General features: G+C 62.4%; 11 protein-coding genes and 1 tRNA gene. 2 read left to right on the forward strand and 10 right to left on the reverse strand.

Annotation, left to right across the window (positions count from 1 at the left end):
- Positions 1-20: 20 nt before the first annotated feature.
- From lnt to miaB, 5 genes are read right to left on the reverse strand one after another with little or no spacing between them, the layout of a single operon-like run.
- The gene (gene lnt / locus ACYQ6T_RS07150) at positions 21-1,532 is read right to left on the reverse strand and encodes an apolipoprotein N-acyltransferase (RefSeq protein WP_459829324.1); all 1,512 of its coding nucleotides are present in this window, start codon (positions 1,530-1,532) and stop codon (positions 21-23) included.
- The gene (locus ACYQ6T_RS07155) at positions 1,525-2,379 is read right to left on the reverse strand and encodes a CorC family transporter (protein WP_459829327.1); all 855 of its coding nucleotides are present in this window, start codon (positions 2,377-2,379) and stop codon (positions 1,525-1,527) included. Before ACYQ6T_RS07155 ends, lnt begins: the two co-directional genes overlap by 8 nt.
- Positions 2,376-2,846 (reverse strand): rRNA maturation RNase YbeY, encoded by a 471-nt coding sequence (gene ybeY, locus ACYQ6T_RS07160; protein WP_459829330.1) that lies wholly within the window; start codon positions 2,844-2,846, stop codon positions 2,376-2,378. The genes ACYQ6T_RS07155 and ybeY overlap by 4 nt, the downstream gene beginning before the upstream one ends.
- An 11-nt stretch (positions 2,847-2,857) precedes the next feature.
- Entirely contained in the window at positions 2,858-3,916 is a 1,059-nt protein-coding gene (locus ACYQ6T_RS07165; RefSeq protein WP_459829333.1) for a PhoH family protein, read from the reverse strand.
- Positions 3,913-5,256: a tRNA (N6-isopentenyl adenosine(37)-C2)-methylthiotransferase MiaB gene (gene miaB / locus ACYQ6T_RS07170; protein WP_459829336.1), complete on the reverse strand. Its 1,344-nt coding sequence runs from the start codon at positions 5,254-5,256 to the stop codon at positions 3,913-3,915. Before miaB ends, ACYQ6T_RS07165 begins: the two co-directional genes overlap by 4 nt.
- Before the next feature lie 85 nt (positions 5,257-5,341).
- Between miaB and ACYQ6T_RS07175 the strand changes: the two genes are divergently transcribed.
- Both ACYQ6T_RS07175 and ACYQ6T_RS07180 read left to right on the forward strand, forming a co-directional pair.
- Positions 5,342-5,418: transfer RNA gene (locus ACYQ6T_RS07175), tRNA-Met, on the forward strand.
- 96 nt (positions 5,419-5,514) lie between these two features.
- Positions 5,515-8,766 carry a mechanosensitive ion channel domain-containing protein gene (locus ACYQ6T_RS07180; protein WP_459829338.1) on the forward strand — a complete coding sequence of 1,084 codons (3,252 nt, stop codon included), beginning with the start codon at positions 5,515-5,517 and terminating at the stop codon, positions 8,764-8,766.
- A gap of 158 nt (positions 8,767-8,924) precedes the next feature.
- Here the strand turns inward: ACYQ6T_RS07180 and ACYQ6T_RS07185 are convergent, their stop codons facing one another.
- The 5 genes from ACYQ6T_RS07185 to ACYQ6T_RS07205 form a co-directional block, all read right to left on the reverse strand.
- Positions 8,925-10,169, reverse strand: coding sequence for a TolC family protein (locus ACYQ6T_RS07185; RefSeq protein ID WP_459829340.1), 1,245 nt, complete (start codon positions 10,167-10,169; stop codon positions 8,925-8,927).
- The gene (locus ACYQ6T_RS07190) at positions 10,166-10,468 is read right to left on the reverse strand and encodes a DUF3240 family protein (RefSeq protein ID WP_459829342.1); all 303 of its coding nucleotides are present in this window, start codon (positions 10,466-10,468) and stop codon (positions 10,166-10,168) included. The genes ACYQ6T_RS07185 and ACYQ6T_RS07190 overlap by 4 nt, the downstream gene beginning before the upstream one ends.
- Entirely contained in the window at positions 10,465-13,557 is a 3,093-nt protein-coding gene (locus ACYQ6T_RS07195) for an efflux RND transporter permease subunit (RefSeq protein WP_459829345.1), read from the reverse strand. The genes ACYQ6T_RS07190 and ACYQ6T_RS07195 overlap by 4 nt, the downstream gene beginning before the upstream one ends.
- On the reverse strand, positions 13,557-14,657 hold the full coding sequence (locus ACYQ6T_RS07200; RefSeq protein ID WP_459829347.1) for an efflux RND transporter periplasmic adaptor subunit: 1,101 nt from the start codon (positions 14,655-14,657) through the stop codon (positions 13,557-13,559). The genes ACYQ6T_RS07195 and ACYQ6T_RS07200 overlap by 1 nt, the downstream gene beginning before the upstream one ends.
- A gap of 180 nt (positions 14,658-14,837) precedes the next feature.
- Positions 14,838-15,224: DUF6746 family protein (locus tag ACYQ6T_RS07205; protein ID WP_459829350.1), on the reverse strand; the 387-nt coding region annotated here is incomplete at its 5' end.

The raw sequence follows: 15,224 nt of genomic DNA on the forward strand, positions 1-15,224 counted from the left end.
CGGTGATAGCGAATGGCGAATCAGGGAATTTTAGCACCGTTCGGGGCGGCGACGCCGCGCCGCGAAAGCAAGGCGCCCAGAATCGCCAATACTCCGAACGCCACCGTCGCCTCCCCCCCCCACCGGACAAACGGCGTCACTCCCCGCTGGGGGACGACTGTCGCCTCGAGGATCGTGGGTTGCCACGGTCGAGCGCGTGCCACCTCCCGACCCTTTTCGTCGAAGACGACCGAAACCCCGGCATTCACCGCCTGCACCCACGGCCGCGCGGTCTCGAGCGCCCGCGCCCGCCCGATCTGGGCATGTTGCCATTGGCCGTGACTCTCACCGTACCAGGCAAAATTGGAGGCGTTGACCAGAACCTCCGCTCCGCGCCGGACATCGCGCACCACCCAGCGGGAAAAGGCGCTTTCGTAACAGATGTTCGCCGCCCACTTCACCCCGGCCCACCCCCCGAGCGGAGGCTCAGCTTCCCCAGGGGTCTGATCGGCAAAAGGAATCGCCAACAAGCGGACAAACCAGTGGAACCCCAGCGGAATAAACTCGCCAAACGGCACGAGCTGGCGCTTGTCGTAGTGCCACGAACCATCGAGCGTCACCAACGAGTTGTGAATCACTGCGCCGTCGCGACGAAAAATCCCGAAGATCACTGTCCGCACTATGCCCGCATCAGCGCTTTCCCCCCGCAGGTCGAGGAGCCGCTCGCGCCACGTAAGGGGCAACTGGTCGGCAAAAAGCGGCAAGACCGTCTCTGGGGTCACCACCACCGTCCCTTTGCTCGCGCCAAGCAGCGACCGTAACGCCTCAAGATGAAGTGCCCACCGCGCCCGATCCCACTTTTCCTCTTGCGGCACCGCCGTCTGGATCACGCTCACGGGAACCTCGCCCACCGGTTCGCTCCATGAGAGGGGAGCGAGCCCCGCGCCGACCCCCACGACCGCGAGCGTTGCCACCCAGGTGGTTCGCGTGCGCGCGGCAACCCCCCACTGCGCCGCAACCCAAAGAAGGAGGAACGTCACCCCCAACGCCCCCACGACAGGAAACCAGCCGTTCAAGACCCCCTCCTCCGCTGCAGCAGCAACCCCAGGCATCAACCACGGGAAACCGGTCAGCACCAACCCGCGCCCCCACTCCGCGAGCGTCCAAAGCGAGGCGAGCACGAGCGGCGACGGAACCGGCAACCGTTGCCAGAGGGTGACCGTGAGCCACCCCGCCACACCCCACCAGAGCGCGAGATAGCCCGCTAACAGCGCGACAGCCACCCCAGCGGCGACCCAAGGGAGTCCGCCAAAACGTGCGAGCGCTACGCTGATCCAGAGAAGCCCAGCGGTGAAGTACCCGTGGGCAAAGAGAAAACTCAACACACCTGCGTCACGGGGCTTCTTCACCCACTGCAGACGGCGGGTCAACAGAGCAAAAGCGACGACGAGAACCGGCCAGAAGCCGACGGGGGCAAAGGCAACGAGCGCGGTGACCGCTCCAGTGAGCCACCACCCGGCGAACGGCGTGATGCGACGTGCGAACCTACTCAAGGCAACGATCGGTTGCAGCCGGTCGGTGCACCCGCACCCAGTAGAGACGACGGCCATCGGCGCGGAGGACCTCGAAGCGCCAACCGTCGAGGGTGATCCGTTCGTGAATGTGGGGAACCCGACCGAGGTGGTGAATCAACAGCCCCCCGAGGGTATCGGCAGCAAACGCCTCGTCGAAACGGGTGCCAAACGCTTCGTCAAACGCGCTCAGTTCAAGGTCGGCCCGCACCCGGAAGGCACCATCCTCCTCAGGGACGATCGCCTCCTCGCTCTCCTCAAAATCGTATTCGTCTTCGATCTCGCCAACGATCTGCTCGAGCACATCTTCGATCGTCACCAGCCCCGCCACCCCGCCATATTCGTCAGCGACGATCGCCATGTGGTTGCGGCGGATGCGAAATTCGCGCAGCAGAATATCGAGCCGCTTCGATTCGGGAACAAAGATCGCGGGGCGGAGGCTGTCGCGCAGGTCAAACGGCTCCCCCGCGTAGTAGCGCAACAGCTCCTTGGCAAGAAAAATCCCCAACACGTCGTCCTTGTTCTCCCCAACAACGGGAAAGCGCGAATGGTTCGTCGCCACCACGAGCCGCGTGATCTCCTCGATCGAGTCGTCGATGCGAATCACGTCCATTTGGCTGCGCGGCACCATCACGTCGCGCACCGTGAGGTTGGAGAGCGCCAGCGCCCCTTCGATGATCTGAAGCGCCTCGGCGTCGAGGAGATTACGTTCGCACGCCGAACGCAAAAGCTCGATGAGCTCCTCGCGCGATTCTGGTTCGGTGGCAAAGAAGTGGATGAGGCGGGCCCACAGGCCCTTGCTCGATGAGGGTTCGGACGAATCACTCATACCGATGACGAATCACCATAGGGATCGGGGAATCCCAAACGGGCAAGAATCCGGCGCTCAAGATCCTCCATCGCTTCCGCTTCAGGCTCCGTTTCATGGTCATACCCCTGAAGGTGCAGCATACCATGAACGATCAGGTGGGCACAATGGGCTTCTATGCTCTTCCCCTGCGTCTCCGCCTCGCGGTAGAGCACCGGCGCGCAGAGAATCAGGTCCCCCGAGCGAACCGGCTCCTCGTCGGGCGCCGTTGCGATGGGGTCGTAGGCAAAAGAGAGGACATTGGTCGCGTAGGGTTTGCCGCGAAAGCGCTCGTTGAGGATTCTCCCTTCAGGTTCATCGACAAAGCGAACGGTCACCCGCATCACCCCGGAGAGAAGCGCCGCGCGCGCCCAACGCAACACCGACGCTCGAGGCGGCACCGCACACTCGGTTGCCCGCTGGTAGGAGAGGTAGAGCCGTTTGCGCACGAGAGCGCTCCTTAGCGTGGTCCTTCACCCGCAGACGCGCGGCGCGCCGTCTCAAACGCCTCGTAGGCGTCGACGATGCGCGCCACCAGCGGGTGACGCACGACATCTTCCCGCGCAAAGCGCTGAAACGCCAACCCCCGCACCCCGGCCAACACCTCGACCGCTTCGGCCAGGCCACTTTTGCTCCCGCGCGGGAGATCGATCTGGGTCAGGTCCCCGGTCACCACCGCCTTCGACCCGATCCCGATGCGGGTGAGGAACATCTTCATCTGCTCCGGCGTGGTATTCTGCGCCTCATCCAAAATGATGAAGGCGTGGTTGAGCGTCCGGCCCCGCATGAACGCAAGCGGTGCAATTTCGATCGCGCCACGCTCAAAGAGTTTACTCACCCGCTCTGAACCCATCAGATCGTAGAGCGCGTCGTAGAGCGGCCGAAGATAGGGATCGACCTTCTGCGCGAGATCGCCCGGCAGAAAGCCCAACCGTTCCCCCGCCTCCACTGCTGGACGGGTAAGGATGATCCGCTCCACCTGCTCGCGTTCGAATGCATCGACCGCGCACGCGACGGCAAGAAAGGTCTTCCCTGTCCCCGCCGGTCCGATCCCAAAGGTGATGTCGTGGGTGCGGATCGCCTCAATATAGGCGGCCTGCCGCGGCGTGCGGGCGACGACCCGCCCTTTGCGGCTGCGCAGCGCCGCAGCCACCTCCGTCACCCCGCTCGAAGCCGAGGCAGACTCCTTCTGCGCACGCTCGTCTTGCAACCCCTGCGCGGGCACTTCCCCAGCCGCTTGCGTTTCTGGCCAGTTGATCGCTTCGACGTAAGCAAGCTGGACATCGTCGAGCGAAAGCGCCTTCTCTGAGCGCTGCCACAGCCGCTCCAACGCCGCCCGGGCAAGGCGAACGGTAGCGGCGCTCCCTTCGACGCGAAAGTCGTGGCTCCGGTGGTGGATCACCACATCGAAGGCATTTTCGAGCTGCCGCAGGTTGGCGTCGAGCGTCCCGCAGAGATTCGCCAGCCGGACATTGTCTTCGGGTTCAGCCTGCCAGTGAAGCGTCACAGAAACCGTCACGCGGCGAGCTCCCGAACCACCACCTCACCGCGCAGACTGTGCGGCAGCGCTTCCGTGATCCGCACCTCGACGAACTCGCCGATGAGACGGGCAGGCGCGGGAAAGTTGACGACACGGTTGTTTTCGGTCCGTCCCGAGAGCTCGTTCGGATTCTTCTTCGACGGTCCCTCGACGAGCACCCGTTGAACCGTCCCGACCATCGCTTCGCTGTAGGCCCGCGTCTGTTGGTCGATTTTCGCCTGAAGCTCGCGCAACCACTCCTGTTTCACCGCAAGCGGCACCGGATCGGGCATCTCGGCCGCTGGCGTCCCGGGTCGCGGACTGAAAACGAAACTGAAGGAGTAGTCAAAAGCGAGCTCTTCAACAAGCGCCAAGGTCTTACGGAATTCCGCTTCGGTCTCCCCCGGAAAGCCGACGATGAAGTCGGACGAAAGCGAAAGATCGGGCCGCACCGCCCGAAGTTTGCGGACAATCGACTTGTACTCGAGCACCGTATACCCCCGCTTCATCGCCGCGAGCACCCGATCAGACCCTGCCTGCACGGGGAGGTGAAGGTGGCTCACCAGTTTGGGAATCCGCTCGTAAGCAGCGATCAGCCGCGGAGACATCTCGCGCGGGTGCGACGTGGTGTAGCGAATCCGTTCGATTCCGGGAATTTCCGCGACACACTCCAGTAGGAACGCAAAATCGGCAACTTCCCGACTCCCCGGCGCGATCGGCGCGTGCCACGCATTGACGTTCTGCCCGAGCAGCGTCACCTCCTTCACCCCCTGTTCGGCGAGCGTCGCGACCTCAGTCAAAATCTCCTCCATCGGGCGGTAGAACTCATCCCCCCGGGTGTAGGGAACGATGCAGTAGGTGCAGTACTTAGAGCACCCCTCCATGATTGAGACGAACGCCGTTGGGCCCTGGCGCTTCGCCTCAGGCAGGGCATCGAACTTCTCCTGCTCGGGGAAGGAGACATCGACCTGGGGTTTACCCATTTGCCGCCGGCGCTCGATGAGCTCCGGCAAGCGGTGGAGGGTCTGCGGACCAAAGACGAGGTCAACATAGGGCGCGCGGGCGATAATCGCCTCCCCCTCCTGGCTCGCGACGCACCCCCCTACCCCAATCAGAAGGTGGGGTTTTTCCCGCTTCAACGCCTTGACCCGCCCCAATTCGTGAAACACCTTCTCTTGCGCCTTTTCGCGCACCGAACAGGTGTTGAAGAGAATCAGATCGGCCTTCGCTGGGTCATCCGTCACCTGAGCGCCAAACCGCTCCTCGAGAAGCTCCACCATCTTCTCGGTATCGTATTCGTTCATCTGGCACCCAAAGGTACGGATGTAGACGCTTTTCATCGTGCCGAACCTCTCCATAGGGTTGACAACATGGGGTCAAACCCGATATATTACCAGACTCTCGCATACGCTGTACCGTTCTCCTGGTGAGGTAGCTCAGACGGTTAGAGCGACGGATTCATAACCCGTAGGTCGAGGGTTCGATTCCCTCCCTCACCACCACTTCCCCTCCCTTCCCCATCCCGCCAACACATGTTGCGGGGGCGGCCGTTATAATCGCTAGAAATCTTCCTCCCCCGCCGAGCCTCTGAGTTGACGATGGTTGCCCCACTTTTCGCCGCGATTTTCCTGCTCCTCTCTTCCGCTTTCGCGAGCGCCCAAGATGGCGGCACCCCCGCCACAGTTACCCCCAACGATCCGATCGTGCTCCTCGATCGGGCGCTCCAAGAGACCCCCCCGACCGGCCGCAACAAAGAGCTTCTGCTCCAGCTGCGTGAGCGCGCGGTCGCCCTCAAGAACCTCACGGAACAGCTCAACTTGCGAAAGAGCGTTGCCGAACAGACCCGTGACGAAGCGCAACGCGCATGGGAGCTCCTCCGCAGAACGCCTGCCCCCGACCTGATTCGCCAATTTCGCACCCAAGAGGCGCAAGGAGAAGAGTCGGCAACCAAATGGTTGGCACAAACCGAAGAGTATTGGCTGACGGAAAAGACCCGCTGGACCACTGAACTCGAACAGCTGCGGCGCACCACCGAAGAGATTCCAGTCGAACTCACCCGGCCAATCGACACCCCGCCGCCAGGGGCGGACGCCAATGTGCAAGCGGCGGTGCAACTCGTCCGGCTGCAACGCGAAAGCCTGCAACGATTATGGCAAGAGGTCAAAGCGGCCGAAGAGGCGGCGCGGGCAGCCCGAATCAGACTCGCGCAAGCCCAACTCGAACAGGCCGAGCAGGCACTTGCGCAACTCCAAAAGGTGCGCCCGCAGGGGGCAGCCACCGACCGTTGGGGCAGCGACCCACTCGCGCAGCAGATCGCTGAGCGCAACCAGGCGCTAAAAGGGCTCCTCACGCGGACCACCCAGCAGATTGAAATGCTCCAGGGGCGGCAAGAGGAGGTGCAAAAGGGGCTGGAAGCGTATCAGCAGCAGATGAAGCGACTCGAAGCTCGGGCGAAAACGCACGGTTTGACGCCGCTCCTTGCCTACCAGCTGATTGAGCTGCGCAAAACGTTGTGGGCGTGGCAAAGTGACCTGCAGAGGTTAGCGCTCATCGCCAACCAGGCGCTCACCGAGTGGCAACAGATCGAGGTCGAACTCGTTCAGGCACAACAACGGCAAGCGATCTTTGATAAAGCGGTCGAGGAGCGCCTGATGACCCTCGACCCCGGCGAACAGGCAACCGCCCACCAGGCGTTTCAACGTCTGATGGAAGAGCGCCGGGCCACCATCGCCCGGCTCTCGGCGCTCCGCCCCACCATCACTCAGGCGGCTTCTGACCTCGAAGCGACGACCAAAGTGGCCACCACTTTTGCCCGACAGGCGCTCGATCTGCTGCAAGGGCTCCTCCTCTGGGCCAAATCGGCGCTCCCCTGGTGGTCGGTGGCCGCTTCCGAAGTCGCAGCCGTTGCGGAGCTCCCCTTTGCGCTGGTGCAGGAGACCCCGCTCCTCATCAGCGAATGGCACACCGGTCTCTGGGCTGCAGCCCTTCCCTTGGCCTTGCTCCTCGTGTGGTGGTTATCGCGCACGCTCCTTACTCGGAAGTTCCGTGCGCTTCTCCCCAATACCGCGTTGCGAACGGCCCAGGGAAGTATCACGACCGCGCTCGTTCTTGTGCTGGCCGCGCTCCAAGCGCTGGGTGTTCCCCTGCTGTTGCTAACCGTTGGACAACTGCTACGCGCCACCTCAGGACCGACCCTATCGGCACTCGGGAATGCGCTCCTGCAAGTGGCGTTTCTCTGGTGGAACCTCCACTTCTGGCGCATCGCCTTGACCGAACAAGGGGGGCTCGCCCACTACCGCTATGGCCTCTCGGAGGGAATCACCCACTCCCTCCGGCGCAATTTCACCCTCTTCATGGGGGTCACTGCGCTCCTCGCCACCGTGGTTGCCACCCTCACCGCGCTTCCGCCCCACGAAGCGGGCGGCGCTCCAGTGCGAAGCGCCCTCCTCGTGAGCACCCTCTGGCTCACCCTCTTTTTGGGTTGGCTCTTCGGCCCGCAACGCACAACCCACCTTTTTCCCTCGTTGCGCACGACCACCCGCCACCTCCTCTGGGTGGTGATGGTCGCCCCCCCTGCGGTTGCCACGGTTCTGCTCCTGATTGGCTACCTCTACAGCGCTGAAGCGATTCTCCTCTCCTACTGGCGTTCGCTTTGGGCTGTCCTGATCGTTCTTCTCGCCTACGATCTCATTCGTGCCGCTGTGAGCGACCGCTGGCAGACGGTGGCTCGGCGCAAAAGGGAAGCAGCAGGCGGGTTACCCGATGAAACAGTGCGGACAGAAGAGGAAAAAGAGAATCAACTTGCCGCGATCGACCAAGAGATCGAACGCGGCGGGAAGCAGCTGCGGCGGGTGATGCGGTGGAGCGCGTGGTTTGCGCTCGGCGCGCTCCTTTTCTATCTCTGGGCGCCCCTTTTTCCAGCGCTGACCCAGCTCGACGAGTGGGTGCTGTGGCGCTACCAGGAGATGAACGGCAGCGAAACGATCACGATGACGGTGACCGCCGCTGACCTCCTCTTCACCCTCTTTGCGCTCTTTCTCCTCACACTCCTCACTCGGACCGCGCCGACGCTGCTTGAGCTGCTCCTTGCGCAGACGCGGCGGCTCGATGACGGCGCCAAATATGCGATCACCACCCTCTTTCGCTACCTGATCCTGACGGTGGGGGTGATCTGGATCTTCAGTCGCCTCGGGATGCCGTGGTCGAAGCTCCAGTGGCTCGTCGCCGCCCTCTCGGTAGGCTTGGGCTTCGGTTTGCAGGAGATCGTCGCCAACTTCGTCTCCGGCCTCATCATCCTCTTCGAGCGCCCGGTGCGGGTCGGAGACATCGTCACCGTGGAGGGGATCAGCGGCAAGGTCAAGCGGATGACGATCCGGGCGACGATCCTCGAGACGCTCGACAAGCAGGAGGTACTGATCCCGAATAAAGCGATCATCACCGGCAAAGTGACCAACTGGACCCTGTCGGACATGCAGTCGCGCCTGCTCCTCCCCGTGGGCGTCGCCTACGGAAGCGATCTCACCCAAGTGCAGGAGGTGATTCTGGCGGTCGCTAGAGCCCACCCGAACGTGCTCAAAGAGCCGGCGCCGACCGTTGTCTTCGTCCAATTCGGCCCGAGCAGCGTCGATTTCGAACTCCGCTGCTTTGTCGCTGACCTCACGGTCCGCGGCCAGACGCGGACCGAACTGGCGCTCGCGCTCGATCGCGCTTTCCGCACTGCGGGGATCGAGATCCCCTTCCCGCAGCAGGATCTTCATCTGCGCTCAATCGCCCCCGAGGTGGTCGCGCAGCTCCTCGGTTCCGATCGACTGCCGATAGCGGTCAAAACTCCCACGCCCACGAAAGGGTAAAGAGGTTGTGCCGGTCTCTCCCCGTCGTGCGGTCGGCCATCACCCCCACCTTCATCCCTTCCGCAACAGTCCAGCGCAACCCCACCCCCCGCGTGGGGCTACTCCCCTCTTCGCCGTAATACTGGGCAAGCGCCGCCAGCGACGGGGCTTATCCCCAGTCAAGGGTGATCGAAATTCCAAAGACGATTGGTATCAAGTAGCAGTCGGTAGTAGGCTTCCAGCGCATCAAGTTTGCTCAGGCGGGCCGCAAGTGCCGCTTCGTTGGCTTGTCGTCTTGCCGTCAGCAAGTCGTTCAGACTACCCTCACCGAGTTCGTAGGCGCGGGCGGCCATGTCGGCGGCGGTACGGAGTTGATCGGCCGCTGATTGCACGGCTTGCCAGGCGGTGTAGCTGGCCTGGGCGGCATAGAATTGCGCGGCGGCTTCGGCGGCAACAAGCTGCTCGACAGTGGCTGCACGACGGTCGGCCGCTTCGGCCTCGGCTTGCGCCGCTTCGGCGCTCGCGTGGCGGGCGCCGCCAGAGAGCGGAATGTTGATGTAAGCGCCAATGACATTCTCCTCGCCGCCACGCTCGCGTGAGAACTGCAGGCCGATGCTCGGGTCAGGCAGTCGGTCCTGGCTACTGCGCGAGGCGAGCAGTCGGCCGCGCTGGCTTTCGATACGGGCGAGCGCAAGCTCGCGGTTGTTTTCGAGTTGGGCGGAAATCCACTCGTCAACGGTACCCGTCAGTGCTGGCGGTTCGCCCTCCTGCGTCGGTTCGATCAGCGGTAGACCCGGGTAACGCCGGCGCAGATCCTCACCAGCGCTGCGCGCCCGTAGGTCGGCTTGCGCCTGCTGGGCGCGGGCCTGGGCGAGAGCAGCTTCGATCTGCACGCTTTCGATGCGTGGTGCATCCCCCAGCATTTGCCGGCGTTTCACCGCTGCAGCCTGCTGCTCAAGGATGACCACCTGTGCAGCCCATTGGCGGGCGGCAGCGGTTTCCTTCAACCAGGCGAACCAGCTCTTGAGCAGGCTGCGCTTAGATTCGTGTAGGATATTACTGCGCGCCATTTTGGCCAGGGCAATGCCGTTTTCGCCCAGCACGCGATCGGTACTAGCCTTGTCGGGCAGGCGTAGAGGACGGTCCAAAGCGAGGTTCCATTCGTTGAAGCGCTGGTTTGTACTGCCGAGCGGTGTTACCCGACGTTGCTGACCGCCCAAGCGGAGGTTCCATTCGTATGGGCCAGCTTCGAGACGGTCGCGGTGGGCTTCCGCGGCGCGCAACTGGCTGTTGGCTGCCTGCACTGACGGGTGGTCGAGCAAGACGTGAGCGACGGCGTCGGCCGGTGGCAGGTACGGCGTAACTTCGGCAGCGACGACAGTCAGGCTGACTGCTGTGCATAGAAAAAAAACAGGGATTTTCACAGGCGCCCCTCATCGATCACCGGGGTAATCCAATAAAAGATGTTGGCTCGCGGCAATTCCTGCTGGATCAGGGCCAGAACCTCGCGTTGGTCAAGCTCCGGAACGACCATGTGGATCACGGTGCGCGGGGCGTGGCCGATGACCCGTTCGACATCCTCGATGAGGGGAATGGCCGAGCCATGACCTTCAGCTTGGATGGCAGTGAAGCCAGGCACGATGTCCGGCCGCGACAGCAAGAGGTCCTCGACGTGTTGCGCCACGTCATTGGGCATGCTCAAGGTGAGCAGGACATTAGTCATGATTTCTCCGGGAGTGTGACAGCCAGTGGCACGCCGAAACGGCGAAAGATGATGGGTAAGAGCAGGAGGGTCAGTGCAGTTGAGCTCACTAGGCCGCCGATGACGACAATAGCCAGCGGACGTTGCACTTCCGAACCCGGGCCGCTGGCGAAGAGCATGGGCAGCAGGCCGAACGCGGCGATGCTGGCCGTCATCATGACCGGACGCAGACGGCGTTTGGCACCTTCGACCACCACTTGGGACAGAGTCATGCCACGTGCCAGCAGCTGGTTGAAGTAGGTGACCATCACCACGCCGTTCAAGACGGCAATGCCGAGCAGGGCGATGAAACCGACCGAGGCCGGTACCGACAGATATTCGCCCGAGATGAGCAGGCCGAAGATGCCACCGATCAGGGCAAAGGGGATGTTGGAGAGCACCAGCAACGCCTGCCGGATCGAGCGGAAGGTCGAGAAGAGCAGGAAGAAGATGAGCAGCAGGGCAATCGGTACCACGATCATGAGGCGGGCAGCAGCCCGTTGCTGGTTCTCGAACTGACCACCCCAGGCCAGACGGTAGCCTTGCGGCAGCTTGACGTCACGGGCGACAGCGGCCTTGGCATCTTCGACGAAGCCGACCAGGTCGCGATCGCGCACGTTCGACTGGATGACCACGTAACGCTGAGCGTTCTCGCGGTCGACCTTGACCGGGCCATCGACCCGCTCGATGTGAGCGATCTCAGCCAGCGGTACGCTGCCGCCGCCAGGCGTCGCGATGCGTAGCGCAGCGAAATCGGCCGGCGAGGCGCGCAGGTTTTCCGGGCCGCGCAGAATAACCGGCACACGCCGCCCTTGTTCGATCACGCTACCGACTTGGCGGCCTTCGAGCAGGGTCTTCAGGTCGTTCTGAATATCATCGACGTTCAATCCCACGCGGCCGGCTGCCAGGCGGTCAACAACGATCTTCAGGTACTGCACGCCGTCGTTCTTCAGCGTAAAGGTATCTTCCGCGCCGCGGACGGTTTTTACGGCTTTTTCGATATCCACCGCAAGCTGGTTGAGCGTGGTGAGGTCTGGGCCAAACACCTTGATGGCCAAAGCACCGCGCACCCCAGTCAGCATTTCTGAGACGCGCATGTCGATCGGCTGGGTGAAGGAGAAGCCGATACCGGGGAAATCCTGCATCACGGCGCGCAACTGATCAGCCAGCCAAGCTGGGTCGGGCTGGCGCCAGGTGTCGCGCGGTTGCAGTACCATGAAGGTGTCAGTTTGATTGACGCCCATCGGGTCGAGGCCGAGTTCGTCTGAGCCAGTGCGGGCGACGATAGCTTTCACCTCCGGCACCTTCTCCAGAATGGCCTGTTGCACGCGACTGTCGATCGCGAGAGCCTGCTCGAGGCCGATCGAGGGCAGCTTTTCAAGCTGCATGATCAGGTCGCCTTCGTCCATGGTTGGCATGAAGCTCTTGCCGAGCTGCAGGAAGGCAAATCCTGCAGCAATCAGTGCGGCAATAGCACCAAACACATAAATGCGAGTGTGGGCCAGTGCCGAATCGAGCAGGCGGGCGTAGCCGGCATTGAGCTTTTTCACGAGCCAGGGTTCGTGATGCGCACCGCGCGGGATCAACCAGGAGGCGAGCACGGGCACCACGGTGAGCGACAGCAGCAGCGACGAAGTCAGCGCAAAGACAATCGTCAGCGCCACCGGCCCGAACATTTTGCCCTCCAGCCCCTGCAGACTGAGTAAGGGTAAAAAAACGAGGATGATGATGACAATGGCAGAGGTCACCGGTGTGGCGACCTCGCGGGTGGCCCGAAAAATCAGGTGCAACGTCGGCAGTTGCTGGTGTGCCGCATGCTGGCTGCCAGACAGCTGGCTTTCGATATTCTCAACGACGACCACGGCAGCATCCACCAGCATGCCGATGGCGATAGCCAGGCCGCCCAGACTCATCAGGTTGGCCGAGAGATCAAAGAGCCGCATCAGAATGAAAGTGGCGAGCGCCGAGAGCGGCAACATGAGCGCCACGACCAACGCCGCGCGCAGGTTGCCGAGGAAAGCAAGGAGCATCAGCACAACCAGCACAATAGCCTCAAACAAGGCCTTGGCCACGGTGCCAACAGCGCGTTCGACCAGGTTGGAGCGGTCGTAGAACGGTTCGATGGTCACGCCCGCCGGCAAGGACGGAGCGATCTCGGCCAGCTTGGCCTTGACACCCTCGACCACCGCCCGAGCATTAGCCCCGCGCAAACCGAGCACCACGCCTACAACCGTCTCGCCTCGCCCGCTACGCGTGACCGCGCCGTAGCGGGTGAGCGCACCAATGCGCACTTCGGCCACATCACCGACACGGACCACGTTGCCGTCACGCGCTTGCAACACGATGGCTTTGACATCATCCACCGTGGCAATCGCACCCTCGGCGCGGACCAATAAGGACTCCTCGCCATCGTTCAGGCGGCCAGCGCCGTCGTTGCGATTGTTGCTTTCCAGCACTGCCTGCAAATCCTTCAGCGCCAGCCCGCGCGCCGCCAAGAGTTGCGGATTGGGCACCACCTCGAAGGTCTTCACCTCGCCGCCCAGACTGTTCACGTCGGCGACGCCGGGGATGGTGCGCAGTTGCGGGCGGATCACCCAGTCAAGAAGACTGCGCTTCTCGGCAAGCGAGAGCTGACCCTCGATGGTGAACATGAACATCTCCCCGAGCGGCGTAGTGATCGGCGCCATGCCGCCACTGACACCCGGCGGCAAGTTGGCCATCGCCGAGGCCAGACGCTCACCGACCTGTTGGCGCGCCCAATAGATGTCAGTACCATCTTCGAAATCGATGGTGATGTCGGTCAGCGCATATTTCGACATGGAACGCAAGAGCTTCTGATGCGGGATGCCCAGCATTTCCTGTTCGACCGGAACGGCAATGCGGGTTTCGACTTCCTCCGGCGTCATGCCTGGCGCCTTCAGGATGATCTTGACCTGCGTCGTCGACACATCGGGAAAGGCATCGATCGGCAGACCCAGAAAGGCATATATGCCGGCGCCGACGAGCAGGGCGGTGAGCACCAGCAACAAAAGCCGCTGGGTCAGCGAAAAGCGGATCAGTGCTTCGAGCATTATTCGCCCCCTACCCCGGTGTAGATCGCTTTCAGGCTGGAGACGCCTTTCACCGCGACACTTTCCCCGACATTCAGGCCACTGACTTGGACACTGTCGCCCCCCTCGTCGAGCACAGTCACCGGGCGGGCCTCGAACTGGATTCCCTCGCCGTTGCTCGACGTCTGTACGAAAACCAACGTTCTGCCCTTATGGCGAACCAGGGCGCTAGCCGGCAGTGTCAGGTGCTGGCCTGTGGCGAGAGGTAATTCCACTTCGATCATCTGGCCGGGAATCAGCGTCTCGGCTCCCTTGTCCACGGCAGCGCGCAACAGCACTGTCTGGCTGGCAGGATCGACGGCGCGACCGATAGCGATCAGCTTCCCAAGTACGTTGCTGCCGGTCAGCTTGACCGGCGCCCCCTCGTGCAGCTTGGTCGCGACAGCGACTGGCACCTGGATTTCCAGCCAAAGTGGCGACAGCTTGGCAAGGCGATAGATTAGCGTCGAGGCCTCGACCCACTGGCCGAGTTCCACCCCCTGTTCCAGCACCACGCCGTCGATGGGCGAAACCAGCGCCAGCGGTCCGCCCATCTTGCTTGGCGCAATGCCAGCGAGCGCCAGTTTCTGACGCAGCTCGTTAGCGGCTGCCGCCGCCTGAACCGCGGCAGCACGCGTCGCCTGGAGGCGCGATTCGGCAATCAGCCCTTCGGCGAAAAGTTGTTCGTCGCGCTTCAGATTCTGTTCCAGCAGGGTGGCCTGGCTGGCCGCTTGCACCGCATCGCGCTGCAATTCCAGCGCTTGGGGGCTGGCCAAGTGCACCAGCACCTGCCCGCGCCTGACCGTCGAACCCGGCACCACCGCCAGCATCTCGATCCTGCCGGCCACAGGCGCTGCCAACACACGCATCTGCTCGTTGGGTACCAGCACCTTGGCGGGAAAGGTATTGCCACGACCTGGTGCCGCCTCGCTGACGACCTGCGTCACGATACCCAACGATTGCATTTGAGCGGGTTGCAAAATCAGCGTTTCTGCCGCGTGCACCGCAGCCGTGAGACTGAATAATAAGATTATGGTGAGGCGAAGGAGATATTGGATAAAGACTATCATGGCAGGGTTCACAATCGGATCGTGTGGTGTAGTGAGCGTGTCGGCGACGGGATCTTAGTGCCCCCAGGTGAACGGAACCTGAACGCCAAGCTTGCAGGGCAATAGCATTTACCCCCGAGGGAAGAGACCGAACAATAAAGCGCGGCAATCGTAGAGGTGTCACGACATGCAATTCACCTTTTCGCGTTGTCGTTACTTTACTTTCGAGCTGTTTTGCAGGCTTCTCACCCGGTCGAGAAAAGCCTGGCCATGTTTTCGGGTCAATTCGCTGTTGTTTTCCTCACTGACTTGGTGCAGCTCCTCGACATCCTTAGCGACCTGCTCCCAGTCGCTGCGCAGACGCTGGACAGATGCCCTCAGGGAATAGGTCAGCATGTGGACCTCATAAAGCTCAAGTGGTGTCAACTCCTTCTTCTCAAGGTACTGACGCAATACTTCGCCGTCGCGGCGCAACATCTCCCACGCCTCCTCTGTTGTTTTGGGAATCGCGACCTCGCGGTGGGCGGGGCGGGGCTCCGTCTCGGCAGCAAAGAGGTGGGAAGTAGCTGCGAAATTGCAGAAGATTGCCAAAGCAGTCAA

The organism is Hydrogenophilus islandicus (assembly GCF_054657095.1).

Bases quoted from the DNA above. Each gene is read 5' to 3' on its own strand.
- ACYQ6T_RS07155 (WP_459829327.1), bottom strand. From the start codon at position 2,379: ATGAGTGATTCGTCCGAACCCTCATCGAGCAAGGGCCTGTGGGCCCGC.
- miaB (WP_459829336.1), bottom strand. From the start codon at position 5,256: ATGAAAAGCGTCTACATCCGTACCTTTGGGTGCCAGATGAACGAATAC.
- ACYQ6T_RS07180 (WP_459829338.1), top strand. From the start codon at position 5,515: ATGGTTGCCCCACTTTTCGCCGCGATTTTCCTGCTCCTCTCTTCCGCT.
- ACYQ6T_RS07190 (WP_459829342.1), bottom strand. From the start codon at position 10,468: ATGACTAATGTCCTGCTCACCTTGAGCATGCCCAATGACGTGGCGCAA.
- ACYQ6T_RS07195 (WP_459829345.1), bottom strand. From the start codon at position 13,557: ATGCTCGAAGCACTGATCCGCTTTTCGCTGACCCAGCGGCTTTTGTTG.